The sequence below is a fragment of the Roseomonas sp. BN140053 genome (assembly GCF_047690175.1).
Taxonomy (GTDB): Bacteria; Pseudomonadota; Alphaproteobacteria; order Acetobacterales; family Acetobacteraceae; genus Roseomonas.
On sequence record NZ_JBLLEB010000008.1, the window covers coordinates 1 to 26,047 of the forward strand.

General features: G+C 73.5%; 22 protein-coding genes and 2 rRNA genes. 18 read left to right on the plus strand and 6 right to left on the minus strand.

Annotation, left to right across the window (positions count from 1 at the left end; genetic code table 11):
• The 5 genes from ACLIBK_RS09850 to ACLIBK_RS09870 form a co-directional block, all read left to right on the plus strand.
• Nucleotides 1-127 (plus strand): 23S ribosomal RNA (locus ACLIBK_RS09850); the annotation flags it as partial.
• Between the two features lie 122 nt (nt 128-249).
• Nucleotides 250-364 (plus strand): 5S ribosomal RNA (gene rrf / locus ACLIBK_RS09855).
• Between the two features lie 129 nt (nt 365-493).
• Complete coding sequence (gene pdxA, locus ACLIBK_RS09860) at nt 494-1,531, plus strand: 4-hydroxythreonine-4-phosphate dehydrogenase PdxA (protein ID WP_415387080.1); 1,038 nt, start codon at nt 494-496, stop codon at nt 1,529-1,531.
• Nucleotides 1,528-2,271 (plus strand): pyridoxine 5'-phosphate synthase, encoded by a 744-nt coding sequence (locus tag ACLIBK_RS09865; protein ID WP_415387081.1) that lies wholly within the window; start codon nt 1,528-1,530, stop codon nt 2,269-2,271. The genes pdxA and ACLIBK_RS09865 overlap by 4 nt, the downstream gene beginning before the upstream one ends.
• Nucleotides 2,272-2,460: 189 nt before the next feature.
• Nucleotides 2,461-3,480: an LLM class flavin-dependent oxidoreductase gene (locus ACLIBK_RS09870; protein ID WP_415387082.1), complete on the plus strand. Its 1,020-nt coding sequence runs from the start codon at nt 2,461-2,463 to the stop codon at nt 3,478-3,480.
• Between the two features lie 189 nt (nt 3,481-3,669).
• Here ACLIBK_RS09870 and ACLIBK_RS09875 read toward each other — a convergent pair whose 3' ends face one another.
• The gene (locus tag ACLIBK_RS09875; RefSeq protein WP_415387083.1) at nt 3,670-5,253 is read right to left on the minus strand and encodes a transglycosylase SLT domain-containing protein; all 1,584 of its coding nucleotides are present in this window, start codon (nt 5,251-5,253) and stop codon (nt 3,670-3,672) included.
• 523 nt (nt 5,254-5,776) lie between these two features.
• Here ACLIBK_RS09875 and ACLIBK_RS09880 point away from each other — a divergent pair.
• The 6 genes from ACLIBK_RS09880 (at nt 5,777) to ACLIBK_RS09905 (ending at nt 12,918) form a co-directional block, all read left to right on the plus strand.
• Nucleotides 5,777-6,388, plus strand: coding sequence for a glycine zipper 2TM domain-containing protein (locus ACLIBK_RS09880; protein ID WP_415387084.1), 612 nt, complete (start codon nt 5,777-5,779; stop codon nt 6,386-6,388).
• A gap of 141 nt (nt 6,389-6,529) precedes the next feature.
• Nucleotides 6,530-7,363, plus strand: a complete 834-nt coding sequence (locus ACLIBK_RS09885) for an ABC transporter permease (RefSeq protein WP_415387085.1) — start codon at nt 6,530-6,532, stop codon at nt 7,361-7,363.
• Between the two features lie 7 nt (nt 7,364-7,370).
• On the plus strand, nt 7,371-8,126 hold the full coding sequence (locus ACLIBK_RS09890) for an ABC transporter ATP-binding protein (protein ID WP_415387086.1): 756 nt from the start codon (nt 7,371-7,373) through the stop codon (nt 8,124-8,126).
• A gap of 73 nt (nt 8,127-8,199) precedes the next feature.
• Nucleotides 8,200-8,526: a hypothetical protein gene (locus tag ACLIBK_RS09895; RefSeq protein WP_415387087.1), complete on the plus strand. Its 327-nt coding sequence runs from the start codon at nt 8,200-8,202 to the stop codon at nt 8,524-8,526.
• A gap of 11 nt (nt 8,527-8,537) precedes the next feature.
• Entirely contained in the window at nt 8,538-11,486 is a 2,949-nt protein-coding gene (locus ACLIBK_RS09900) for a glycosyltransferase (protein WP_415387088.1), read from the plus strand.
• Between the two features lie 28 nt (nt 11,487-11,514).
• Nucleotides 11,515-12,918: a glycosyltransferase family 4 protein gene (locus ACLIBK_RS09905; RefSeq protein ID WP_415387089.1), complete on the plus strand. Its 1,404-nt coding sequence runs from the start codon at nt 11,515-11,517 to the stop codon at nt 12,916-12,918.
• Between the two features lie 152 nt (nt 12,919-13,070).
• On the opposite strand, the gene ACLIBK_RS09910 is transcribed toward ACLIBK_RS09905, so the two are convergent.
• The gene (locus ACLIBK_RS09910) at nt 13,071-13,499 is read right to left on the minus strand and encodes an organic hydroperoxide resistance protein (protein WP_415387090.1); all 429 of its coding nucleotides are present in this window, start codon (nt 13,497-13,499) and stop codon (nt 13,071-13,073) included.
• Between the two features lie 86 nt (nt 13,500-13,585).
• A complete protein-coding gene (locus ACLIBK_RS09915; RefSeq protein WP_415387091.1) occupies nt 13,586-14,707 on the minus strand; it encodes an alkene reductase in 1,122 nt (373 codons plus the stop codon).
• A gap of 518 nt (nt 14,708-15,225) precedes the next feature.
• Here ACLIBK_RS09915 and rho point away from each other — a divergent pair.
• Complete coding sequence (gene rho / locus ACLIBK_RS09920) at nt 15,226-16,509, plus strand: transcription termination factor Rho (protein ID WP_415387092.1); 1,284 nt, start codon at nt 15,226-15,228, stop codon at nt 16,507-16,509.
• A 127-nt stretch (nt 16,510-16,636) separates the two neighbouring features.
• Here rho and ACLIBK_RS09925 read toward each other — a convergent pair whose 3' ends face one another.
• The 3 genes from ACLIBK_RS09925 to ACLIBK_RS09935 form a co-directional block, all read right to left on the minus strand.
• Nucleotides 16,637-16,933, minus strand: a complete 297-nt coding sequence (locus ACLIBK_RS09925) for a hypothetical protein (RefSeq protein WP_415387093.1) — start codon at nt 16,931-16,933, stop codon at nt 16,637-16,639.
• Between the two features lie 158 nt (nt 16,934-17,091).
• Nucleotides 17,092-17,706 carry a histidine phosphatase family protein gene (locus ACLIBK_RS09930; protein ID WP_415387094.1) on the minus strand — a complete coding sequence of 205 codons (615 nt, stop codon included), beginning with the start codon at nt 17,704-17,706 and terminating at the stop codon, nt 17,092-17,094.
• A 12-nt stretch (nt 17,707-17,718) separates the two neighbouring features.
• The gene (locus ACLIBK_RS09935; protein WP_415387095.1) at nt 17,719-18,801 is read right to left on the minus strand and encodes an inositol-3-phosphate synthase; all 1,083 of its coding nucleotides are present in this window, start codon (nt 18,799-18,801) and stop codon (nt 17,719-17,721) included.
• Nucleotides 18,802-19,377: 576 nt separating this feature from the next.
• Between ACLIBK_RS09935 and ACLIBK_RS09940 the strand changes: the two genes are divergently transcribed.
• The 6 genes from ACLIBK_RS09940 to ACLIBK_RS09965 are packed head-to-tail and all read left to right on the plus strand — an operon-like array spanning nt 19,378 to nt 26,046.
• Nucleotides 19,378-20,496: an NAD-dependent epimerase/dehydratase family protein gene (locus tag ACLIBK_RS09940; RefSeq protein WP_415387096.1), complete on the plus strand. Its 1,119-nt coding sequence runs from the start codon at nt 19,378-19,380 to the stop codon at nt 20,494-20,496.
• Entirely contained in the window at nt 20,493-21,563 is a 1,071-nt protein-coding gene (locus ACLIBK_RS09945) for an SDR family NAD(P)-dependent oxidoreductase (protein WP_415387097.1), read from the plus strand. The genes ACLIBK_RS09940 and ACLIBK_RS09945 overlap by 4 nt, the downstream gene beginning before the upstream one ends.
• Before the next feature lie 46 nt (nt 21,564-21,609).
• On the plus strand, nt 21,610-22,719 hold the full coding sequence (locus ACLIBK_RS09950; RefSeq protein ID WP_415387098.1) for a glycosyltransferase family 4 protein: 1,110 nt from the start codon (nt 21,610-21,612) through the stop codon (nt 22,717-22,719).
• Nucleotides 22,716-23,837, plus strand: a complete 1,122-nt coding sequence (locus ACLIBK_RS09955) for a CgeB family protein (protein ID WP_415387099.1) — start codon at nt 22,716-22,718, stop codon at nt 23,835-23,837. Before ACLIBK_RS09950 ends, ACLIBK_RS09955 begins: the two co-directional genes overlap by 4 nt.
• A complete protein-coding gene (locus ACLIBK_RS09960) occupies nt 23,834-24,928 on the plus strand; it encodes a CgeB family protein (RefSeq protein ID WP_415387100.1) in 1,095 nt (364 codons plus the stop codon). The genes ACLIBK_RS09955 and ACLIBK_RS09960 overlap by 4 nt, the downstream gene beginning before the upstream one ends.
• Nucleotides 24,925-26,046 carry a CgeB family protein gene (locus ACLIBK_RS09965; protein ID WP_415387101.1) on the plus strand — a complete coding sequence of 374 codons (1,122 nt, stop codon included), beginning with the start codon at nt 24,925-24,927 and terminating at the stop codon, nt 26,044-26,046. Before ACLIBK_RS09960 ends, ACLIBK_RS09965 begins: the two co-directional genes overlap by 4 nt.
• The last annotated feature ends 1 nt before the right edge of the window (nt 26,047 follow it).

Genomic DNA, 26,047 nt, shown 5'->3' on the forward strand with positions numbered 1-26,047 from the left:
CGGGAAACCAGCCTCAAAACCAGGTCTCCCCAAGGGCCGTGGAAGACCACCACGTCGATAGGCCGCAAGTATACGCCAGGTAACTGGCTCAGCTGAGCGGTCCTAATCGCCCGATCGATCTCACACCTGACCATTATCGATGTTTCCTTCGGGAAACACCGCACGCAGCACCAAGCCGCGCTCATCGCACGAATAACTTAAAGCGCACGCCAATTCCGTTTTCATCGCATCGGACATCCGGCGCGGTGGCCTGGTGGCCTTAGCGGGGCTGCCACACCCGATCCCATCCCGAACTCGGCCGTGAAACGCCCCTGCGCCCATGGTACTGCAGCTCAAGCTGCGGGAGAGTCGGTCGCCGCCAGGCCGCCACGCCGGATATCTGAACCGTTCCAGAAAGCCCACCGGCCCCGCCGGTGGGCTTTCTGCGTTTCGCTTGGCTGGGGTGCGGCGAACCGGGTCGCGAAGCCCCTCGCCACACCCCATAGTACTGCCGATGCGCGAACCCACCCCGCCACCCGGTCCCGGCGCTCCGCCCCCTGTTCTGGCCCTCACCATGGGCGACCCAGCCGGGATTGGCGGCGAACTGACCGTCGCCGCTTGGTGCCACCTCCGGGATACCAGCAGCGCGCCCTTCATCTTCCTCGGCGACCCAGAGCACCTCGCCGCCGTGGCGCCGGAAATTCCCGTCGCTGAACTATCCGATCTGGCGGAAGCCGCTGCCGTCTTCCCCGACCGACTGCCCGTGCTGCCCATCCGGCTGCCGACCCCCGCCATCCCCGGCCAACCCGATCCGCGAAACGCCCCCGCCGTGATCACCGCCATCGAGACGGCGGTGCGGCTGGCCCAGGCGGGCAGGGTGGGCGCCGTGGTCACCAACCCGATCAGCAAGGCCACCCTCTACCGCAGCGGCTTCGGCTTTCCCGGCCATACCGAATTCCTCGGCGCCCTCTGCGACATGCCGGAAGCGCCGGTGATGATGCTGGCCAGCCCGATGCTGCGCGTGGTGCCGGTCACCGTGCACGTGTCCCTGCAACGCGCCATCCGCGACCTCTCGACGGCGGCGATCCTGGCCACCGGCCTGACCCTGGCCCGATCGCTGCGCGAGGATTTCGGCCTGTCGCAGCCCCGCATCGCCGTGGCCGGCCTCAACCCTCATGCCGGGGAGGACGGGGCGATGGGCGAGGAGGACGCGGCCATCGTGGCCCCCGCCGTGGCCGCCCTGCGCCGGCACGGCGTTGCCGCCACCGGCCCGCTGCCCGCCGACACGATGTTCACCCCGCGCGCCCGCGCCGGCTACGACGCCGCGCTGTGCATGTACCACGACCAGGCGCTGATCCCGCTCAAGACGCTGGACATGGATGGCGGGGTGAACGTGACGCTGGGCTTGTCGATCATCCGCACCTCGCCCGACCACGGCACGGCCTTCGACATCGCCGGCACCGGCCGGGCCGATCCGGGCAGCCTCCTGGCCGCCCTGCGCATGGCCGCGGAACTCGCCACCCATCGCGCCGCGAGGAGCAGCAACGCATGACCCGCATCCGCCTGGGCGTGAACGTCGATCACGTCGCCACCCTGCGCAACGCCCGCGGCGGTACGCATCCCGACCCGCTGGAAGCGGCGCGGGCCGCGCTGCGCGCCGGCGCCGACAGCATCACGGTCCACCTGCGGGAAGACCGCCGCCACATCCGCGATGCCGACGTGCGCGCCATGCGCGCCGCCCTGGACGCGCCGCTCAACCTGGAAATGGCCGCCACGGCCGAGATGGTGGCCTTCGCCACCGCGATCCGGCCGCAGGCTTGCTGCCTCGTGCCGGAACGCCGCGCGGAACTCACCACCGAGGGCGGGCTGGACGCCGCCGCGGCGGAAGCGGTGCTGGCGCCCGCCGTGCGGCAGCTGGCGGCAACCGGCGCGCGCGTGTCCCTGTTCCTGGACCCCGACCCCCGGCAGCTGGAAGCCGCCGCGCGGCTGGGGGCCGGGGCGGTGGAACTGCACACCGGCACCTTCTGCGAAGCCCCCGCCGGCCCCGGCCGGGCTGCCGAACTGGCCCGCCTGCGGCAGGCTGCGGCGCAGGCGGCGGCACTCGGCCTGGAATGCCATGCCGGGCACGGGCTGGACTACGACACCGCCGCCGAACTGGCCGCGATCCCGGAGGTCGCCGAACTCAACATCGGCCATTTCCTGCTCGGCCAGGCGGTGTTCGAAGGGCTCCCCGCCGCCGTGGCGCGCATGCGGCAGGTGATCGACGCGGCGCGGTCCCGAACCCATCGCTAGCGCCGGATCGCCGGGCACGGGGTGGCCGCGCCGCGCTCCCGGCCCATAACCGTCATCGCCGCGGGTAATGAGGGGCACGACGGCCCCCACCCCATATGCGCCACCGACCGAGGCCCCCATGGCCGATCACCTGGGCCCGCCTCTCCCCCTCGGGCGGATCGCATCCCGCCCACCCGGACCCTGCCCACCATGAAGAAGATCGGCTTCCTGTCCTTCGGCCACTGGACGCCCTCGCCGCATTCCGGCACCCGTTCCGCCGCCGACGCGCTGCTCCAGTCCATCGACCTCGCCGTCGCGGCGGAGGAACTGGGCGCGGACGGCGCCTATGTCCGCGTGCACCATTTCGCCCGCCAGCTCGCCTCGCCCTTTCCCGTGCTCTCCGCCATGGGAACGAAGACCCGCCGCATCGAGCTCGGCACCGCCGTGATCGACATGCGCTACGAGAACCCGCTCTACATGGCCGAGGATGCCGGCGCCGCCGACCTGATCAGCGGCGGCCGCCTGCAGCTCGGGCTTAGCCGCGGCTCGCCGGAACAGGTGATCGATGGCTGGCGTCACTTCGGCTACGCCCCCGCCGAGGGTGAAACGGAGGAGGAGATGGGCCGCCGCCACGCCGAGGTGTTCCTGGACGTCCTCCGCGGCGAAGGCTTCGCCCGCCCCAACCCGCGCCCGATGTTTCCCAACCCGCCGGGCCTGCTGCGGATCGAGCCCTATTCGGACGGCCTGCGCGAGCGGATCTGGTGGGGCTCCAGCTCGGACGCCACGGCGGTCTGGGCGGCGCAGCGGGGCATGAACCTGCAGAGCTCCACCCTGAAGACCGACGAGACGGGCGAGCCCTTCCACGTCCAGCAGGCCCGGCAGATCCGGGCCTTCCACGACGCGTGGAAGGAAGCCGGCCACGCCCGCACGCCGCGCGTCTCGGTCAGCCGCAGCATCTTCCCGCTGCTGGACGACCGCGACCGCGCCTATTTCGGCCGGAGCAAAGAGCAGGACCAGGTTGGCTACATCGACGGCGAGACCCGCGCCATCTTCGGCCGCGGCTATGCCGCCGAGCCCGAAGCCCTGGTGGAGCAGCTGCGCGGCGACGAGGCGATCGCGGCCGCCGACACGCTGCTGCTGACCATCCCGAACCAGCTCGGGGTGGAATACTGTGCCCACGTCATCGAGGGCATCCTGAAGCAGGTCGCGCCGGCGCTGGGCTGGCGCTGATCCCGCAGGCCCCGACCGGTCCGTCCGGGGCGCTGGTCGGCATCGCGCGGGCCTACCCAAGCCGCCCGCGCGACGCACCCGTCCCCGCCGCGCCTACTCCACCGGCAAGGGCTGCGGCGCCGGCCTGGCGAAATGCCAGTGCAGCACGTCCGGGCAGCAGCGCGCCCGGCACAGCCCGTTTCCGGCGCGTCAGCTCTGGGCGTCGGGCGACAGCGTCATGCAGGCGCCACGGCCGCGCAAACGGTCGCAGGCGCTCTGGGCGCTCTCGCGCGACAGGCCCGTCACCCGGGCGCGGTACAGGGTGTTGCGGCCCTGGATCACCGGCTGCACCGCCACCCGCGTGCCCAGCCCGCCCAGCTGCGCGCTGGCCTGCTGCGCCGCTGCCCGGGCGAGGTTCTCGCTGGCAAAGGCACCGACCTGCACCGCCCAGCCGCCGCCATTGCCCGAGAAGGCGGAGCGCACGGCGCCCTGCGGCAGGGTGGAAGCCTGCGCGGAACCGATCAGGTTCAGGCTGCGCCCGGTGGTGAAGGGCGAACGCGAATCGGCGAATTGCGGCCGTCCCGCCGGTGCGGGCGGCTGCCGCTCGGCGACGCCGAAGGGCATGCGGGCCGGCGGTGCCTGCCGGCTTTCCGCCACGGCGCGGCCGGGGGCCGGGGGCGGCGGGGTCGGCAGGGCCCGCAGCGGTTCCGCCTGGGCCACCGGCGCGGGCTCGGCACGGCTGTAGGTGGAACCGTCGGGGATTGGGTCCATGCTGGCCACCACCGTGCCCTCGGGCCGGTAGCCGCGCGGGCCGGTGGAACCGTCCGGGATCGGGTCCATGCGCGCCACCACCGTGCCTTCCGGCTGGAAGGAGCGCGGGCCGGTGGAACCGTCGGGGATGGGGTCCATCCGCGCCACCACCGTGCCCTCGGGCGGGAAGGAACGCCCGCCGCCGGTGGAGCCGTCGGGGATCGGGTCCATCCGCACCACCGGGCCGCCCAGGGAAGCCACCTGCACGGAGGAGGTCGTGCCGCGGCCGTAGGTCGAGCCGTCGGCGATCGGGTCCATCCGCACCACCGGGCCGGGCGGCAGGCTGGCCACCTGCGTCGCCGCCAGGTCGTTGGCGCGGCGCTGCTCGCGCTGGTCGCGCAGCGCCAGCATGGTGGCGGTGTCGGCGCGGCGCGGGCCGGGCGGCACGTTCAGCGGGATCTCGGCGGCCGCATAGATTTCCGGCGGGGCGCGGCGGTTCGGCTCGGCGCCCACGATGCGCGGCCCGATGCGGGCGACGTAGTTGCGCGTTTCGGCCGGCATGGAACGCCCGGCCCAGAGGTATTCCTCCAGCCGCCGCGGGCCGCCGTTATAGGCCGCCAGAAAGGCCGGGCTGCCGTACAGGTCGTACATCTGCCGCACGTAGGCGGTGCCGGCCATGATGCTGTCATAGGGGTGGTAGGGGTCGTCCCCCAGCCCGTGCTTGTTGCGCAGCTCGGCATAGGTGCCGGGCATCACCTGCATCAGCCCCATGGCGCCCACCGGGCTGGTGGCGGTGGCGCGGCCGCCGCTTTCCTGGCGCATCACCTCGCGGATCCAGCGCTCCGGCACGTCGAAGCGGGCGGAAGCCTCGCGGATATACGGGCCCCAGGGATCGCTCGGCGGACCCGGCGGATCGTAGGAGGCGGATCGATGGGAGGCCGTGTAGCTGCTGGCGCTCACCGGGCCGCTCGTGGTCGCCGTCTGGCTGCCGCAGGCGGCCACCAGTGTCACCAGCGACACGGTGGCGGCCCCCCGAGCATGCACCAGCATCCTGCGCCGATCGGCACCGCGTGGAGCCATACCCTATCCCCCCAATCGGAGTACCCTGGGCCGCAACATCCTCCCGTTCCGCGCCCCCACGCCGAACCGGAGGAGCCCGCAGGCCCCGGGTGCGGACCCCTGTCCGCGCCGGCAAGGGCTACACGGAACCCCGGAGAGCAGGCAAGCGCGCCCTGGCGCCGCCCGGCCGGGCCGGGAGGCACCGTGTCATCGCGGCACGAATCACCCCTCCAGGCCTGTCAACTGTGGCCGCGCTGCACCACTCGGCCCCCCGGCCCCCCGATTCACCGCCACTTTTTCGCCACGAGCCGCCGCGCATCCGCCACGAAGCGGCACCCGGCCTGCCGGCGCCGCCGGCCGGACCGGCTGCCGCGACAGGCCCGGGGGAAACCGGGCCGCGCCGTCCCGTGCCACGACTTGCGGTGTCCGCCCCGCGCTCCCTTGTTATCGTCTCGTGCATCCCGGACGCCCGGACGGACGTCCCCAGAAATCCCGGAAGAACCCATCCATGGCCACGACCCCCGCCACGCCTTCGCCGCGTCGTTTCGGCCGGTTCCGTAGCCTGGCCGTTCCGCTGGCCCTTCCCCTGGCGTTGGGCGCCGGACTCGCCGGCTGCGCGCCGCAGAACACCGGTACCACCTACAGCAGCGCCGCGCTGGGCCGCGCCGCTTCCGTGTCCTACGGCACGATCAAGGGGCTGCGCCCGGTCACGGTGCAGGGCAACGGCGCCGGCGTTGGCGCGGTGGGCGGCGCCGTGGCGGGCGGGCTGGCCGGTTCCTTTATCGGCGGCGACCCGCGCTCCAACATCATCGCCGGCCTGGGCGGCGCGCTGCTGGGCGGGCTGGCCGGCAGCGCCATCGGCAACGCCGCCTCCACCGGCCAGGCCGTGGAGTTCTTCATCGGCGAGGACTACGGCACCGATATCTCGGTGGTGCAGACCAACGAGGAAGGGCTGCAGGTCGGCGACCGCGTGGTGATCAGCCGCGGCGACCGCACCCGCATCAGCCGCGCCGCCGGCGGCCCGCCCCCGGCCGCCCTGGGCGCGGCCCCGGGCTATGCCCCGTCCGGCGCCGCGCCCTCCGGCTACGCCTCGCCGACCGGCGCCTACAGCCCGAAGTAGCGGCCGCTTTCCCGCCCCGCGCGCCCCGGCCGCGGGGCGCCCGCGGGCCGCCCGGCCGCGCCGGGCGGCCCGCCGCGCCGGGTGCCGCTCGGGCGACGCTGCGTGTTGTGGCGCCGGGCCGCATCAGGTAGGCACGCCGCCATGACGACCCTTCTGGTGAGTGCGCACAACATCGATGCGCGCGACCCCCGGCACCTGTCCCGCGCGCTGGAGGACCTCGCCTCCGGCCTGGGCGGCTGGCGGCTGGCCTGGGCCCTGGCGCGGCTGGACCTGCGCAACCGCTACCGCGGCTCGGTGATCGGCCCCTTCTGGATGACCCTGTCCACGGCGGTGATGCTGCTGGGCCTGGGCTTCCTGTATGCGCGGCTGTTCAACATCTCGGTGGCGGAATACCTGCCGCACCTCGCGGTCAGCCTGATCGTGTGGAACATCATCGCCGGGCTGGTGGGCGAAGCCTGCACCGCGCTGACCAGCGCGGAGGGCGTGATCCGGCAGGTGCGCCTGCCCTATACCGTGCACGCCCTGCGCTGCGTGTTCCGCAACCTGCTGACGGCGGCGCACAACCTGCCGCTGATCCTGGTGGTGTTCCTGCTGCTGGGCCATTGGCCGGGGCTGGAAGCGCTGCTGATCATCCCCGGCCTCGCGCTCTTCGCGGTGAATGCCCTCGCGGCCTGCCTGTTCCTGGGCATGGTCTGCGCCCGCTTCCGCGACATCGGCCCCATCGTGGGCAGCATCATGCAGCTCGCCTTCTTCCTGACGCCGGTGATCTGGAAGCCGGAGCTGGCCGGCACCTGGCGGCCCTGGCTGCCGCTGAACCCCTTCTTCGCCGTGATGGAAACCATCCGCGGCCCGCTGGTGGACGGCGGCGGTTCGCTGACCGGCTGGCTGGCGGCGGTGCTCTACACCGCGGCGGCCGTGGCGCTGGCCTTCGGCTTCTTCGTGCGCTTCCGCGGCCGCGTCGCCTTCTGGGTGTGAACCGCACATGGCCATGATCGAAGCCCACGGGCTGACCATCGAGTTCCCGCTCTACCATGTCGGCGCGCGCTCCCTGAAGAAGCGGCTGCTGGCGCAGGCGCAGCTGCGGGTGAAAACCGACGACAGCAACCGCGTCGTGGTTAGCGCCCTGCGCGACCTGGACTTTTCCATCGGCCGCGGCGAGCGCGTGGCACTGGTGGGCCACAACGGCGCCGGCAAGACCACGCTGATGCGCACCATCGCCGGCATCTACGAGCCCGTGGGCGGCCGCCTGCACGTGGAAGGGGAGATCGGCTCGCTGATCGACCCGTCCGCCGGCATGGACCCGGACTGCACGGGCCGCGAGAACATCCGCCTGCGCGGCCTGTACCGCGGCCTGAACCCGGCGCAGCTGGACGCGCTGGAAGCGGAAGCGGCCGAGTTCGCCGGGCTGGGCGAGTTCCTCGACATGCCGGTGCGCGGCTATTCCGCCGGCATGTCGGTGCGCCTGTCCTTCGCCATGGCCACCGCCATGGAGCCGCAGATCCTGCTGATGGACGAATGGTTCCTGGCCGGCGACGCCGACTTCATGCGCCGCGCCGAGGAACGGCTGACCCGGCTGGTGCAGAGCGCCGAGATCCTGGTGATCGCCACCCACGACCAGACCATCGTGCGCCGCTGGTGCTCGCGCGCCATTCGCCTGGAAGCCGGCCGCATCGTGGCCGACGGCCCGGTGGAGGAGGTGCTCGGCCCGGCCGAGGAACGCGCCATGGTTCGCGATTGAGCCGCGTGCCGGGACGCCCAGCACCGCGCGACGCCGCGCCGCGGCGGCGGCACCGGGGCAGGGCGCCTCGCCCGTGAACCTGCCCGGCCTCCTCATGCTCCTGGCCCGCCGCCTGCCCGAGCCGGCCAAGCGCGGCCTGCGCGGCGGCTTCCGCGGCGGCGTCGCGATCCTGCGCGGCGTCCCCGCCGGCCAGCAGCTGTCGCGCGGCCTGGGCCGGCTGGCACCCGGCCTCAAGGCCGGGCTGGTGCGCCGCTTCCTGGCCTATGAGCGCAGCCGCACGGGCGGGGAGGACGCCTTTCCCGCCCCCGCCGGGCCGCGGTCCCTGCCGCTGCCGCCGCCGGAACTGGGCGGCGCGGAGCGGGCGGTGTTTCTGCGCCTCGCCGCCCGCGGCGGCGGCTGAGCGGCCCACCCATGCGCCTGCTCATCGACATGCAGGGAGCGCAGGGGGTCAGCCGCCTGCGCGGCATCGGCCGCTATTCGCGCGAACTGGCCCTGGCCCTGGCCCGCGACCCGCGCGGCTACGCCGTGCACCTGCTGGTCAATGCCGGGCTGGGCGACGGCGGCGCGGAACTGCGCGACGCCTTCGCCGGGCTGCTGCCCCCCGGGGCCATCCACCCCTGGTGGGGGCCGGGTGGCATGGCGGAGGTCACCGCCCCCAGCCCGGCCCGCCGCGCCGCCGCGGAGATCCTGCGCGCCGAGGCGATCAACCGCCTCGCCCCCGACCTGCTGCTGAACACCAGCCTGTTCGAGGGTTCCTCCGACAACGCCGTCACCCGCTGGCCGGCCGACCGGCCGCGCCCCGCCAGCGCCGCCGTCTGCTACGACCTGATCCCGCTGATCCAGCGCGGCAGCTACCTCGACGGCCCCTGGGCCGGGGCGCAGGGGCTGAAGGACTGGTATTTCCGCTGCCTGCACGAGCTGGCGGCGAGCGACCTGCTGCTGGCCATCTCGGAAGCCAGCCGCCGCGACGCGATCGACCACCTGGCCCTGTCGCCGGACGCGGTGGTCAACATCCGCGCCGGCAACAGCCCCGCCTTCCGCCCGCAGCGCATTGCGCCGGCGGAGGCCGCGGCGCTGCTGGCGCGGCACGGGCTGCGCGACGGCTTCATCCTGTTCGTCGGCGCCGGCGACCCGCGCAAGAACGAGGCGGGCCTGCTGCGCGCCTACGGGCTGCTGCCGCCCGGGCTGCGCGCCGCGCACCAGCTGGTCGTGGTGGGCGCCGCCGACCCGGACAGCTTCGCCGCCGCCCGCCGCGAGGCCGGGCTGCGCCCGGAGGAGGTGCGCCAGATCCGCTTCGTGCCGGAAGCCGACCTGCCGGCGCTCTACGCCCTCTGCGCCCTGTCCGTGCTGCCTTCCTTCTACGAGGGCTTCGGCCTGCCCGCCCTGGAGGCGATGGCCTGCGGCGCCCCCACCCTGGGCAGCCGCGCCGGCAGCCTGCCGGAGGTGATCGGCCTGGACGAGGCGCTGTTCGACCCCGCCGACCCCGCCGACATGGCCCGCGTGATCACCCGCGCGCTGCGCGACCCCGCCTTCCGGCAAACCCTGCTGGCGCACGCCCCGGCCCAGGCCGCGCCCTTCACCTGGACCAACACCGCCGCGCGCGCCTGGACCGCGCTGGAAGCCGCCGCGCGCCGCGACGCGCCGCCGCCGGACCCGCACCGCCGCCTGCCGCGCCTGGCGCTGGTGGCGCCGCTGCCGCCGGAACCCACGGGCATCGCGGACTACACCCGCGAACTGGCCCCGGCCCTGTCGCGGCACTACGACGTGACCCTGGTCAGCAGCACCGGCCGCACGGAGGACGAGCGCCTGCGCGGCTGCTTCCCCGCCCTGGACGCCGACCGCTTCCGGCAGGGGGCGCACCGCTTCGACCGGGTGCTGTTCCAGCTCGGCAATTCCGAGATGCACGAGTTCCAGTATGCCGGGCTGCTGGCGGAACAGCCCGGCGTGGCGACGCTGCACGACAGCTTCCTGTCCGGCCACGCGCTGTGGCGCGCCTACCGGTCCGGCCATCCCGCGCGCTTCGCGGCGACGCTGCACGCCTCGCACGGCTGGCCGGCGGTGCTGCACTGGGCGCGCGAGGGGGAGATCGCGGCGGCGCGCGCCTGGCCCTGCACCCTGCCGGTGCTGCGCGACACCATCGGCCTGATCCAACATTCGGAGGACGCGGTGCGCTGGACCGCGCGCTTCTTCGACCCCGCCACCGCCGGCCGCCCCGCCATCATCCCGCATCTCCGCCAGCTGCCGCCGCCGGGCGACCGCGCGGCGGCGCGGCGCCGCCTGGACCTGCCGCCCGGGGCGCGGGTGATCGCCAGCTTCGGCATCCTGGCCCGCGCCAAGCTGCCGGAACGGCTGGTGGCGGCCTGGCAGCAGCTGCCCGCCGGCGAGAGCCCGACGATCCTGGCCTTCGTGGGAGAGCGGGTGGAGGAGCTGGCGCTGCCCCCGGCCGGCGAAACGCTGCGCTTCACCGGCCGCGTGTCCCCCGCCACCTATGCCGACTGGATGGCCGCGGCCGACGTCGCGGTGCAGCTGCGGGCGCAGTCGCGCGGGGAAACCTCCGGCGCGCTGTTCGACGGCATGGCGGCCGGGCTGCCGGTGGTGAACAACAGCCACGGCGCCATGGCGGAACTTCCCGCCGACTGCCTGCGCGCCATCCCCGAAGGCTTCACCGACGCCGAGCTGGCCGCCACGCTTCTCGCCCTGCTGGACGACCCCGCCGCGGCCCGCGCGCTCGGCGCCCGCGCCCGCGCCTGGGTGCGGGAGCACCTGTCCCCCGCCAGCCTCGCCGCCCGCTACCGCGACGCGATCGAGGCCGCCTATGCCGACCCGGAAGCCTTTCACCGCCTGGGCGACCCGTTCCGCGGCGCCGCCCTGCCGCCCGGCGATGCCGCCGACTGGGCCGCGGTGGCGCATTCCGCCGTGGCCAGCTGCCCGCCGCGCCGCCCGCCCTTCCTGTTCCTGGACGTGACCGCGGGCTGGGCCGACGCAGCCGCCGCGCGTCGCCTTTTGGCGGAACACCCGACCGGATTGCGCGTCGACACCGTCCGCCTCCGTCCCGCCTCACCGGAGGGCGCCGCGGCCCCGGAAGCGGCGGAATACCGCACCGCACCCGAGGCCGCGGCAGTGCTGCTGGAACTGACCGTGCCGGAGATCACGCCGCAGCGCCTCGCCGCCGCGCCGGGGGACGTGCTGCTGCTGCCCGGGGTGCCGGAGCGCGACGATCCGCGCTGGCCGGCGCTGCGGCAGCTGCGGTGGCGCGGCTGCGCCCTGGCCCGCCGGGACGGCACCGGCCGCGCCGTGCCGCTGGACGGCGAGGCCGCCCTGCCGGCCTGGCTGGACGGGCTGGCGGGCGGCGCGCCGTGACCCGCCGGGTTCCGCGGCACGGGGCGGCATGACGCTCTGGGTGGAAGTGGGCGACCTGCTGGACTACGCGGCGGTGCGCAAGCGTCTCTCGGGCATCCAGCGCCTGGCCTTCGAACTGTGCCGGGCGCTGGCCGGCACCCCCGGCGTGCGCTTCTGCCGCGCCGCCCCGCCGCGCGGCACGCTGCTGGCGGTGGACTGGGCGGAGCTCGCGGCGCTCTACGACCGCCTGTCCGGCGGCGACGCCGCGCCCACGGCGGATGCCACGGGCCACGCGGTGGTGCTGTCGCACCTCCATCCCCTGCCGGTGCCGCGCCGGCGCGGCGCGGTGCGGCGAGCGGCCGGGCGGCTGCCCCAGGCCGTGCGCTTTCCGCTGGCGCGGGCAACGCTGGCGCAGCAGGCGGCGCTGGTGAATCTCGGCCAGGCCCTGGGCGGGCTGGTGGGGCTGATGCCCGGCCTGGCGAACCGGGCCGGCCGGGACGCCCCCGTGGTGCGCGAAGCCGTGGCCCCCGCCGCGGGCGACACGCTGCTGATCCCCGGCGCACCCTGGAGCCACCCGAGCTACGGCGCCGCCCTGGGCCGGCTCAAGGCGCGCTTCCGGCTGCGGGTGGCGATGATCGTCTACGACCTGATCGCGGTGAACCACCCGGAATGGTCGGACCCCGGGCTGATCCGCTCCTTCGGCCCCTGGCTGCGCGGCACCCTGCCGCAGGCCGACCACGTGCTGGCCATCTCTCAGGCCACGGCGCGCGACCTGGCCGACCACGTCGCGCGCGAAGGCATCGACCCGGCCCCGGCCATCAGCGTGTTTCCGGTGGGCGCCGGCTTCGGCCTGCCGCGCGACGTGTCCCCGGCGGTGCCGCCCCCGGCGGGGGATCCGGGCTACGTGCTGTTCGTCTCGACGCTGGAAGCGCGCAAGAACCACGCCCTGGCCTTCCGCGCCTGGCGCCGCCTGCTGTCGGAGCTGCCGCCCGAGGCCGTGCCGCGGCTGGTGTTCGCCGGCGGCACCGGCTGGCTGGTGCAGGACCTGCTCGGGCAGATCCGCAACACCGCCCATCTCGGCGGCAAGCTGGTGACCATCGGCACGCCCAGCGACGCGGAGCTGCGGCTGCTCTACCGCGACTGCCGCTTCACCCTGTTCCCCTCCTTCTCGGAGGGCTGGGGCCTGCCGGTCACGGAAAGCCTGAGCTTCGGGCGGGTCTGCATCGCCTCCGACCGCGGCGCGGTGCCGGAAGCCGGCGGCGAGTTCTGCCTCTACATCGACCCCGACAACGTGTCCGCCGCCACGGCAGTGCTGCGCGACGCCATCGCCCAGCCCGGGCGCATCGCCGCGCTGGAGGACCGCATCCGCGAGGAATACCGCCCGCGGCCCTGGGCCGACGTGGCGGCGGAAGTGCGCGCCCTGCTGCCCGGCGCCGGCCAGCAGGCCCCGTAATCCGGGGGAGCTACTCCCCCCCGATGGTGTCGGCCGTCCCGGGGCAGCTCCCCTGGCCAACAGCGCACCTCGAACTCCCGAAAGGAGGAGGGGGTTCCGGGGGAGTTCACTCCCCCGGCCTTCCTGTCCTTTCAGCGCCTCAGCGCCGCGCCTCAAAGGACGGTGAGCTTGACGTCCACGTTGCCCCGCGTGGCATTGGAATAGGGGCACACCTGGTGCGCCTTGTTCACCAGCGCCTCGGCCTGCTCGCGCGGCACGCCCGGCAGCGAGATGTCCAGCGCCGCGGTGATGCCGAAGCCGCCTTCCGAACGCGGGCCGATGCCCACCGTGGCCTTCACCGTGGCGTCGGCCGGAACCCGCGGCCCGTCCTTGTCGTGCGACGCCACTGCCTTCATGGCACCCAGGAAGCAGGCGGAATAGCCGGCGGCGAAGAGCTGCTCGGGGTTATTGCCCTGGCCGTTGCCGCCCATCTCCTTGGGCACGCCCAGCTTCACGTCCAGCGACCCGTCCTCCGTGACGGAGCGACCATCGCGCCCCCCGGTGGCGGTGGCGGAGGTGGTGTACTTCACGTCGACGGACATGCCGGTTCTTTCCTCGAAGGGGTTGCAGGGACCGCGCCGGCGGTCCCGCACGGACGGCCGGGGCGGCCGCCCGCGCGGCAGCTTGCTCAGGCCGCGCGCTGTTCCGCCAGGGCAGCGTAGTCGGTGTAGCCGCGGGCGTCGCCGCCGTAGAACGTCGCACGGTCGTAGCGGTTCATCGCCGCCCCGCTGCGCAGCCGCTCCGGCAGGTCGGGGTTGGCGATGAACAGCCGCCCGAAGGCGATGGCATCGGCATGGCCCTCGCGCAGCGCCCGCTCCGCGGTCTCCTTCACGAAGCCGCCCGCGGCGATCACCGGCCCGCGGAAGATCGCCTTGAAGCGCCCGGCCACGTCGCTCGGCCGGTCCTCCTTGAAGGCGTTGGTGTCGGAATGCTGGTCCACCCGCGGCTCGATCACGTGCAGGTAGGCCACGCCCCGGCGGTCCAGCTCGGCGGCGACGTGGTTGAACAGCGCTTCCGGATCGGTGTCGGTGGTGCCGTAGACCACGCCGTAGGGCGACAGCCGCACGCCCACCCGGTCGGCGCCCAGCACCTCGCTCACGGCGTCCACCACTTCCAGCAGCAGCCGGGCGCGGTTGGCAATGCTGCCGCCGTACGCGTCGTCGCGCTGGTTGGCGCTGTTCTGCAGGAACTGGTCCAGCAGGTAGCCGTTGGCCCCGTGCACCTCCACCCCGTCGGCCCCGGCCGCCTTCGCGCATTCCGCGGCATGGCGGAACTGCGCCACGATCCCGGGGAGCTCGGCCAGCGCCAACGCGCGCGGCACCTCGAACTCGGCCGGCGCGCCGGTGACGTCCATGTGCTTGCCCACCGCCGGGATGGCCGAGGGCGCCACCGGCAGCGCGCCGCCATGCATGGAGGAATGCGACACCCGCCCGGTGTGCCACAGCTGCACGAACAGGAAGCCGCCCTTCCGGTGCACCGCCTCCGCCACGCCGCGCCAGCCCGCGACCTGCTCGGGCGTGTGCAGGCCGGGGGCGCCGGGATAGCCGCGTGCCTGGTCGGACACGTTGGTCGCCTCGGCGATCACCAGCCCGCCGCGGCTGGCGCGCTGGCCGTAGTATTCGGCGTTCAGCGCGGTGGGCACGTTACCGGGCTGGCGCGAGCGCAGCCGGGTCAGCGGCGCCATCACCACGCGGTGGGCCAGGGTGATCGCCCCCAGGGGCAGGGGCTGGAACAGGGGATCGGCGGACATCGGTCGGGAACTCTCCGTGCCCCCCGTGCCGCGCGGCGAAAGCCGGGCAGGGCGGGGCGTCGGCGGGGTATTTGTGGTCCGCCCCGGGCGGCGATAACGGCGTCCGGGGGGACCCTCCCATTCGCAGGGCGCGACGGTGCGCGCCGCAACCGCTGTCGCCCCGGCCCAGCTTGGCGGCCCGCCGTGCCGCCGCGCCGGGCCGGGTGCCACCCCCGTCCCGGGGACCCCGGGGCGCCGGTTGCGGCCCAGATACGCGGCGGTTGCAGAGCCGCATTGACGGAAGCGGCGGGAATCCCCTAATGTGACACCGCTTCCTGCAGGTGCCTGCGGACCAGCACCGGTCCGTGCCGCGCCTCCCTCCTCATCTTTTCACGGGACTTCGCCGGCTTCGCCTTTCCCACAACGGGACAGGTGCATCCCACCGGCGAAACGGCCGCCTCCGCCCCGCGTCCTGCCGGGCGGCCAGGCCCACCGGGAAGGGTCCCGCCCTCCCTGCCGAGACGGAACGCGTCCGCGCCATGCATCTTTCCGAACTCAAGGCCAAGAGCCCCGGCGACCTCCTCGCATTCGCGGAGTCGCTGCAGATCGAGAACGCCTCGTCCCTGCGCAAGCAGGACATCATGTACGCCGTGCTCAAGACCCTGGCCGAGAACGACCAGGCGATCCACGGCGACGGCACGCTCGAGATCCTGCCCGACGGCTTCGGCTTCCTCCGCTCCCCCCAGGCGAACTTCCTGCCCGGCCCGGACGACATCTACGTTTCCCCCACCCAGGTGCGCCGCTTCGGCCTGCGCACCGGCGACACGGTGGAAGGCCAGATCCGGGCGCCCAAGGACGGCGAACGCTACTTCGCGCTCCTCAAGGTCGAGGCGATCAACTTCGAGCCGCCCGAGGCGCTGCGCCACCGCATCAACTTCGACAACCTCACGCCGCTCTACCCCACCCGCCGCCTGCGGATGGAGAACCCCGACGCCGAGAATGCGCCGGCGGTGGCCAAGGCCGCCACCAAGGACAACACCCACCGGGTGATCGACCTGGTGGCGCCGATCGGCATGGGGCAGCGCGCGCTGATCGTCGCCCCCCCGCGCACCGGCAAGACGGTGATGCTGCAGAACATCGCCCGCTCCATCTCCGCCAACCACCCGGAAGTCTTCCTGATCGTGCTGCTCATCGACGAGCGGCCGGAGGAAGTGACGGACATGGCCCGCACCGTGCGTGGCGAGGTGGTGGCCTCCACCTTCGACGAGCCGGCGACCCGCCACGTCCAGGTCACCGAGATGGTGCTGGAGAAGGCCAAGCGCCTGGTGGAGCACAAGCGCGACGTGGTGATCCTGCTGGACAGCATCACCCGCCTCGGCCGCGCCTATAACTCCGTCGTGCCGTCCTCCGGCAAGGTGCTGACCGGCGGCGTGGACGCCAACGCGCTGCAGCGGCCCAAGCGCTTCTTCGGCGCCGCCCGCAACATCGAGGAAGGCGGCAGCCTGACCATCATCGCCACCGCGCTGATCGACACCGGCAGCCGCATGGACGAGGTGATCTTCGAGGAGTTCAAGGGCACCGGCAACTCCGAGATCATCCTGGACCGCAAGCTCTCGGACAAGCGCGTCTTCCCGGCGATCGACATCACCAAGTCCGGCACCCGCAAGGAGGAGCTGCTGGTGGAGCGTTCCGACCTGTCGAAGATGTGGGTCCTGCGCCGCATCCTGAACCCGATGGGCACCCAGGACGCGATGGAGTTCCTGCTGGACAAGCTGAAGTACAGCAAGACCAACCACGACTTCTTCGACGCCATGAACACCTGAACCGGCCGGCGTCCCGCCACCGCGGGGCCCGGAACAGCAAAACGCCCTCGCCACGTCGTGGCGAGGGCGTTTTTCGTTTCCGGGCGGGGCAGGGGGCCGAAAGCCGCCCTGCCGCCCGCAGCCATCCTCAGCGGGTAACGGACACCGCGTCGTTCTGCGCCACGTTGCGGCCGAGCACGCCGCGGGCACCGGCATCGGCCGGCGACCAGAGCCGCGCCAGGGCGGGCAGCTCGCGGCCGGCCTGGGCGGTCGGCGCCTCGCCCAGCGGCACGCCGCGGGAGGCCACGCCGGAGGTCGTGTCGAAGGTCTCAAAGGAGAACGGCGCGCGCGTTTCGGCGGCCTGCGCCAGCCCGGCGGTGCCGAGGGCGGCGAACAGGGCGGCGGCGACGGTGAGGGAAGAGCGGAAGGAGGTCATCGAAGGCATCTCGCTTTTTTTCTTGGCCGGAGAAGGCGGGCAGCCGGCGGTTCCGGCCGCGAGGGTTCTCCTCGGTCCCCACCGAGATGGTGATGGCCGCCCCCCCTGTCCCATGCGCAACGCTGATGATGGTCATCGCCGCGGCGACACCGGCACGGCTGCAACTCTCAGCCCGGCGGCGGTATCTCGTTCAGCCCCAGCAGCCGGGCGCCGCCTTCCCAGGCGGACACCACGCTGACCGAGGCGGGCGACACCTCGATCCGGTGGAAGGCGTCCAGCGGCATCCCCAGCACCGCCAGCAGCACGGCGCGGATCACGTCGGCATGGCTGACCAGCACCACTCCGGCCTCGGCATGCGCCGCCCGCGCCCGTTCCACCGCGTCCAGCGCCCGGCGCTGCGCCTCGGCCATGCTTTCGCCGGGGGTGCGTCCTGCCGGCGGCCGCGCCGAGCCGCGCGCGGCGTTCCAGTGCCGCCAGCCCGCATCCGTCGCCAGCGCGTCGAAGCGCATCCCCGTCCAGGCGCCGAAGTCGATCTCCAGCAGCCCGGGATCCACCACGGCTTCCAGTCCCAGCCGCGCGGCGATCGGTGCGGCGGTTTCGTGGGCGCGCTCCAGCGGGCTGCACAGCACCGCCTCCACCGCCTCGCGTCCCAGGCGCTCCGCCAGCCATTCCGCCTGCGCCCGCCCGGCCGCGCCCAGCGACACGCCGGGGGTGCGGCCCGTCAGCGTGTCGTGCACGCGGTCATGCGCGGCGTGGCGCACCAGGAACAGGGTGGTGGCCACGCGACGCGGTTCTCAGCAATTCTCGCCGGCCATGAAGCGCCGCATGCGGTCCTGCGCCTCGCCATCGGTGAACTGTTGCGGCGGCGACTTCATGAACCAGGAGGACGGCCCCACCAGCGCGCCGGAAATGCCGCGGTCCAGCGCCAGCCGGGCGCAGCGCACGGCGTCGATCACGATGCCGGCGGAGTTGGGCGAATCCCAGACTTCCAACTTCAGCTCCAGGTTCAGCGGCACGCCGCCGAAAGCCGTGCCTTCCAGCCGGATATGCGCCCATTTCCGGTCTTCCAGCCAGGGCACGTGATCGGACGGCCCGACATGCACGTCGCGCGCCGGCAGCGGCACCTCCAGCTGCGAGGTCACTGCCTGAGTCTTGGAGATCTTCTTGGATTCCAGCCGCTCGCGTTCCAGCATGTTCTGGAAATCCGCGTTGCCGCCGAAGTTCAGCTGATAGGTCCGGTCCAGCCGCACGCCCCGTTCGCGGAACAGGTTGGCCAGCACGCGGTGCACGATGGTGGCGCCGACCTGGCTCTTGATATCGTCGCCGATGATCGGCAGCCCGCGCTCCTCGAAGCGCTTCCGCCACCCGGCGTCGGAGGCGATGAAGACGGGGATGCAGTTCACGAAGGCGCAGCCGGCAGCCAGCGCCTGTTCCGCGTACCATTCCGTGGCGCGCTGCGAGCCCACCGGCAGGTAGCTGACCAGCACGTCGGTGCGCGACCGGCGCAGGCTCTCGGCCACGTCCGCCACGGGGGCCTCGGCCTCGTCGATCTCGTCGCGCATGTACTTGCCCAGGCCGTCCAGCGTTGGCCCGCGCTCCACCGCCACGCCGCCCGGCGCCACCTCGGCGAAGCGCCTGGTGTTGTTGGGTGCGGCCAGGATGGCCTCCGACACGTCGCGCCCGACCTTGGCGGCGCTGATGTCGAAGGCTGAGGCAATCTCCACGTCGGCCACGCGGTAGCCGCCGACCTCGGCGTTCATCAGCCCCGGCACCGGCTCGTTGGAGGCCACGTCGCGGTAATAGGTCAGGCCCTGCACGAAGGAGGACGCGCAGTTCCCGACGCCAACGATGCCGACGCGCAGCGGTCTCGAACTCAAGGCGATGAACTCCAACGGGAAGAACCGGCCGCGCCGCGGGGGACCGGAGAAAGGGGCGGTTCGGGCCGGGGACGATCCTTGCCCGGCCCGGCGGGTGGACGGAGGAACATACCAGTTCCGCGCCGCCGGAACCAAGGCCCCCACCCCTGGCGGCCGGGGCCGCCGCACCGGCGCGAAGCGCCCGATTCGGCACGGGAAGCCGAGAGCGGGAGCCCGGAAAACCGCGGGGCCCCGTCACCATCCCGCAACACGAAGTGGTGAGGCATAGCCTGCGGGCACTGCCCCGGCGCCGCGCGGGCCGGGCCGGCGCGGGCATCCCCGGCGGAACCGCCCCGGCCGCGGCGCGGCGGCGGGCCGGGCGCGGACTCGCGGGGGAGCTTCTATGTTGCTGCGGGAATCAGCGATGTTTCGCACCCGCCGCCCTCGCCAGGGGCCGCCGTGACCGCCCGGCGCCGCCGCGCCCCGTCCCCCGCCGAGCGCGGCGCGGCGCCCGGCCGCCGGTCCTGGCCGGGCAGTTGCTTGGCCCGCTGCGGCGGTCCTAAGAAGATCATGAAGAGTGTTACGGAGTTTGAGCGGGTGGCAGACACGGTTCTGATCACGGGCGGTGCCGGCTTCATCGGTCGGCACGTGTCGCGGGCGCTGCTGGAACGTGGCGACCGGGTGCGCGTGCTGGACAGCCTGATCGAGCAGGTCCACGGCGACCGCACCCAGCCCGAGGGCCTGGACCCCGAAGTCGAGGTGGTGATCGGCGACGTGCGCGACGAAGCCTCGCTGCTCCGCGCGCTCAAGGGCGTGAACAAGGTCGTCCACCTCGCGGCCGAGGTCGGCGTCGGGCAGAGCATGTACGCGGTGGACCGCTACACCTCCGTCAACGACTACGGCACCGCCACCCTGTTCCAGCAGCTGATCGAGCGCCCGGTGCAGCGCGTCGTGGTCGCCTCCTCCATGAGCGTCTACGGCGAGGGCCTGTACCGCGACGCCGATGGCGCGCTTTACGAGGAAGTCACCCGCGTCCCGCGCTCCGGCCCCGACGCGCCCTGGGACCCGCTCGACCCCAAGGGCCGCCCGCTGGTCCCCGTACCGACGCCGGAAAGCAAGCGCACCGCGCTCGCTTCCGTCTACGCCATTGGCAAGTACGTGCAGGAACGCCTGACCCTGACGCTTTCCCCCGCCTACGGCATGGAGGGCGTGGCGCTGCGGCTGTGGAACGCCTACGGCCCCGGCCAGGCGCTGAGCAACCCCTACACCGGCGTGCTGGCGATCTTCGCTTCCCGCATCCACAACGCCCAGCGCCCGATGGTGTTCGAGGACGGGCTGCAGCAGCGCGACTTCGTGCATGTCGGCGACGTCGCCCAGTCCTTCGTGCTGGCGCTGAACCACCCCGATGCCCCCGGCGGCGTGTTCAACATCGGCAGCGGCGAGGTCCGCACCGTGCAGGACGTCGCCGCCCTGCTGGCCGAAGCGATGGGCCGCCCCGACCTGCTCCCCGAACTCGCCGGCAAGGCCCGCGCCGGCGACATCCGCCACTGCATCCCCGACATTTCCTGCGCCCGCGCCGTGCTGGGCTACGAGCCCAAGCAGGATTTCCGCGCAGGCCTCGCGGAACTCGCCGAATGGGTCGCCCAGCAGCAGGGGGCCGAAGACCGCGTCCAGCAGGCGCGCAAGGAACTGGAAGCGCGGGGGCTGGTGGCGTGACGGCCATCACCGGCCGCCGCCCGGTCCTGGTGACGGGCGGGGCGGGCTTCATCGGTTCCAACCTTGCCGACCGCCTGGCGACCGAAGGCCACGACGTCCTGGTCTACGACGCGCTGCTGCGCCCGGGCGTGCAGGCCAACCTGGACTGGCTCAAGCAGCGCCACCCGCAGCGCGTCTCGGCCGTGGTGGCCGACGTGCGCGACGAGAACGCGCTGGCCCACGCCGCTTCCGACGCCTCCGCCGTGTTCCACCTCGCCGCCCAGGTGGCCGTCACCACCAGCCTGGTGAACCCGCGCGAGGATTTCGACATCAACCTGCGCGCCAGCTTCAACCTGCTGGACGCGCTGCGCCGCCGCGCCACCCCGGTGCCGCTGATCTTCGCCAGCACCAACAAGGTCTACGGCGACCTCAACGACGTTTCCCTGGACCTCGTGGGCGACGCCTACCTCCCCGCAGATCCCGCGGTGCGCGACCACGGCGTGTCGGAAACCCGCCCGCTGGACTTCCACACGCCCTACGGCTGCTCCAAGGGCGCGGCGGACCAGTACGTGCTGGACTTCGCCCGCTCCTTCGGCGTGCCCACGGCGGTGCTGCGCATGAGCTGCATCTACGGCCAGCGCCAGATGGGCACGGAGGACCAGGGCTGGGTCGCCCACTTCCTGATCCGCGCCCTGCTGAAGCAGCCCATCTCCATCTTCGGCGACGGCTGCCAGGTGCGCGACGTGCTGGAGGTCGGCGACGCCGTGGACGCCTACATGGCCGCCTGGCGCCGCATCGACGCCGTGCAGGGCCGCGCCTTCAACCTCGGCGGCGGCCCGGCCAACGCCGTCAGCCTGCGGCAGGTCCTCGCCGCCATCGAGGACATCGTCGGCCACCCCGTGAAGACCGGCTACAGCGCCTGGCGGGCCGGCGACCAGCGCTACTACGTGTCCGATACCCGCCTGGCGCAGCGCGAACTCGGCCTGCGGCAGCCGCGCCCCTGGCGCGCCGGCCTCGCCACCCTGGCGGACTGGCTGCGCGAGGCCCGCGGCCTCAGCGCCCCGGCCCCGGCCGAGGCGCTGTCGTGACCGCGGCCGGCCCGGGCGCCGGCGTGACGGCCGCCCGCCGCCGCTGATGCCGGGCGAACCGCTCCGCCTCTTCATGACGGCCGACGCGGTGGGCGGCGTCTGGCCCTACGCGCTGGACCTCGCGCGCGGGCTGGCGGCGGAGGGCGTGCGCACCACCCTGGCCGTGCTCGGCCCCACCCCGGCCGCCGACCAGTTGGCCGAGGCCGCGGCGGTGCCCGGCCTTTCCACCCTGCACACCGACCTGCCGCTGGACTGGCTGGCCGCCGACGCCGACACCGTGGAGCGCACGGGCGAAGCCCTGGCCGAGCTCGTCCGCGCCGACGGCGCCGACCTCCTGCACCTCAACAGCCCCGCCCACGCCGCCGCGGCGCGCTTCCCGGTTCCCGTGGTGGGCGTCGCCCATTCCTGCGTCGCTACTTGGTGGGACGCCGTGAAATCCGGCCCGCTGCCCGAGGACTTCCGCTGGCGCACGGACCTCACCGGCCGCGGCTACCGCGCCGTGGGCGCGCTGGTGGTGCCCTCCGCCGCCTTCGCCGCCGACACCGCCCGCGTTTACAGCCTGCCCGAGCCCCCGATCGCCATGCACAACGGCCGCCGCGAGGTCACCGCGACTGCCATCTCCGGCGCCCCGGAATCCTTCGCCCTGACCGCCGGCCGCCTCTGGGACGAGGGCAAGGGCATCGCCGCGCTGGACCGCGCCGCCGGTCGCCTGCGCATCCCCGTGCTGGCCGCCGGCGCGGTGTCCGGCCCCAACGGCGCCGCCATCTCCTTGCAGCACATCCGCCCGCTCGGCCGCATGCCGGAGAGGGAACTGTCGGGCTGGATGGCCGCCGCCCCGGTCTTCGTGTCCACCGCGCTCTACGAACCCTTCGGTTTCGCCGTGCTGGAAGCCGTGCGCGCCGGCGCCGCCCTGGTGCTCTCCGACATCCCCTCCTTCCGCGAGCTGTGGGACGGCGCCGCCGAATTCGTCCCGCCGCACGACGACGCCGCGATCGCCGCCGCCATTCAGCGCCTCTGCGACGACCCCGCCCACCGCGCCCGCCTGCAATCCGCCGCCCGCCAGCGCGCCGGGAACTACGGCGTCGCCCCCATGGCGCGGGCGATGCTGGACGTGTACCGCCGCCTGCGGCCGGCGCAGGGAACCACCACCGCGTGAAGATCCGCTATTTCACCCATTCGCTCGACAGCTGCTGGAACCACGGCAACGCGCATTTCCTGCGCGGCGTCCTGCGCGAACTGATCCGCCGCGGCCACGACGTTCAGGCCTACGAACCCGAAGGCGCCTGGAGCCTGCAGAACCTCCTCCAGGACCACGGCGAGGCCGGCCTCCAGGCCTACCGCGACGCCTATCCCGAACTCCGCTCCACCCGCTTCGCCGCGCTGCACGAACTCGACCTGTCCGACGCCGACCTGGTGATCGTGCACGAATGGAACGAGCCCGCGCTGGTGGCCGCCCTCGGCGCGCAACGCCGCGCCGGCGCCCGCTTCACCCTGCTGTTCCACGACACCCACCATCGCGCCGTCTCCGACCCCGAAGCGATCCGCGCCTTCGACCTCGACGGCTACGACGGCGTCCTGGCCTTCGGCGAAACCCTGGCCGAGGTCTACCGCCGCTGGGGCTGGGCAAACCGCGTCTGGGTCTGGCACGAAGCCGCCGACCTGCACCACTTCCACCCGCCCGCGGTCGAAGCTCCGCGCGAGGGCCTGGTCTGGATCGGCAACTGGGGCGACGGCGAGCGCAGCGCCGAGCTGGAATCCTTCCTGTTCCGCCCCGCCCGCACGGCCGAACTCCCGCTGGACATCTACGGCGTCCGCTACCCCGACGACGCGCTGCAAACGCTGAACCGCTACGGCGTCCGCTTCCACGGCTGGGCGCCCAACGCCCGCGCGCCGGACATCTTCGCCCGCCATCTCGCGACGGTACACGTCCCGCGCCGCTTCTACGTGGAACTGCTGCCGGGCATCCCCACCATCCGCGTCTTCGAGGCCCTGGCCTGCGGCATCCCGCTGGTCTCCGCCCCCTGGCAGGACTCCGAACACCTCTTCACCCCGGGCAGCGACTTCCTGGTGGCGCGCGACGAGGCGGAGATGGTGCAACACCTGCGCGCCCTCCGGCACGACCCGGCGCTGCGCCGCGACCTGGCCGCCCGCGGCCTGGCCACCGTGCGCGCCCGCCATTCCTGCGCCCATCGCGCCGAGGAACTCCTCGGCATCCTCGCCACGCTGCGGCCACACGCCTCCACGCAGGCGCCGTCCACGGAGATCCCCGCGTGAAGCTCGCCTTCTACGGTTCCTCGCTACTGTCGTCGTACTGGAACGGCGCGGCCACCTATTACCGCGGGCTGCTGCGCGACCTCGCGCCCCGCGGCTACGACATCACCTTCTACGAGCCCGACGCGTTCGATCGGCAGCAGCACCGCGACATCGACCCGCCGGACTGGGCCAAGGTGGTGGTCTATCCCGCCACCCCCGACGCCCTGCGCGGAGTGGTGGCGGAAGCCGCCCGCGCCGACGTGGTGGTAAAGGCCTCCGGCGTCGGCGTCTTCGACACGGAACTGCTGGAAGGCGTCACCGCCGCCGCCCGTCCCGACGCCATCCGCATCTTCTGGGACGTGGACGCCCCCGCCACGCTGGCGGAGATCGCCGGCAGCCCCGACCACGTCCTCCGCCGTTGCATGCCGCAGCTCGACTTCGTGCTGACCTACGGCGGCGGCCCGCCGGTGATCGCCGCCTACGAGGGCTTCGGCGCCCGCCGCTGCATCCCGATCTACAACGCGCTCGATCCCAGCACGCACCATCCCGTGCCGGCCGAGGAGCGCTTCGCCGCCGACCTCGCCTTTCTCGGCAATCGCCTGCCGGACCGCGAAGCGCGGGTGGAACAGTTCTTCCTGCAGCCCGCCGCGCTGCTGCCGGACCGCCGCTTCCTGATCGGCGGCAACGGCTGGGACAGCAAGGCGATGCCGCCCAACGTCCGCCACCTCGGCCACGTCTACACGCGCGAACACAACGCCTTCAACACCTCGCCGCTGGCGGTGCTGAACATCGCCCGCGACAGCATGGCCACGACAGGCTTCTCCCCCGCCACCCGCGTCTTCGAGGCCGCCGGCGCCGGCGCCTGCCTGATCACCGATGCCTGGGTGGGCCTGGAACTCTTCCTCAAGGAAGGCGAGGAAGTCCTCGTCGCCCGCGACGGCCAGGACGTGGCCGAACACGTCCGCAACCTGACCCCCGAGCGCGCCCGCGCGATCGGCGAGGCCGCCCGCCGCCGCATCCTGGCCGAGCACACCTACCACCTGCGCGGCGCCGAGGTGGACGCCCTGCTGCGCGCCGAGGCCGCGCGCAAGGCCCAGCGGAGCGCGGCGTGACCGACGCGCCGCTGCGCCTCGTCGTTCTCGGCCTCAGCCTTTCCTCCTCCTGGGGCAACGGCCACGCCACCACCTTCCGGGCCCTGCTGCGCGCCTTCGCCGCGCGCGGGCACGAGGTGCTGTTCCTGGAACGCGACGTGCCCTGGTACGCCGCGCATCGCGACCTGCCCGATCCCGGCTTCTGCCGCCTGGCCCTCTACCCCGACCTCGGCGCGCTGGAGCGCTGGCGCGGCGAGGTGGCCTCGGCCGACGCGGTGATCGTCGGCTCCTACGTGCCGGACGGCGTGGCGGTGGGCCGCTGGGCGCAGGACGCCGCGCGCGGCGTGTCCGCCTTCTACGACATCGACACCCCCGTCACCCTGGCCAAGCTGGAACGCGGCGACCACGAGTACCTCTCGCCCGCGCTGATCCCCGGCTACGACCTCTATCTCAGCTTCACCGGCGGCCCGACGCTGCGCCGGCTGGAAGAACGCTACGGCTCGCCCGCCGCCCGCGCCCTGTACTGTTCCGTGGACACGCAGAACTATCACCCGCTGGACGTGCCGCGGCGCTGGGACCTGTCCTATCTCGGCACCTACAGCCCCGACCGCCAGCCGACGCTGGACCGCTTCCTCCTCGAACCCGCCCGCCGTGCGCCGGAGCTGCGCTTCGCCGTGGCCGGCCCGCAATACCCGGACGACATCGACTGGCCCGCCAACGTCGAGCGCCTGGAACATGTCGGCCCCGCCGACCACCCGGAGTTCTACGCCGCCAGCCGCTACGGCCTGAACGTCACCCGCGCCGACATGATCCGCGCTGGCCACAGCCCCAGCGTCCGCCTGTTCGAGGCCGGCGCCTGCGCCACGCCGCTGATCTCCGACCGCTGGGCCGGGCTGGACGAGATCTTCACGCCCGACCGCGACATCCTGCTGGCCGACACCGCCGAAGACGTCCTGGCGGTTCTGCGCGACGGCGACGAAACCCGCCGCGACGCCCTGGCCGAGGCCGCCCGTCGCCGCGTCCTGCACGAGCACACCGCCGAGCACCGCGCCGCCGAGCTGGAAGCCCACCTGCGCGAGGCCGCCGCCCGCCGCGCCTCCCGCCCGGGCCGCATCCCGGCCGAACTCCCCGCCGGCTGAG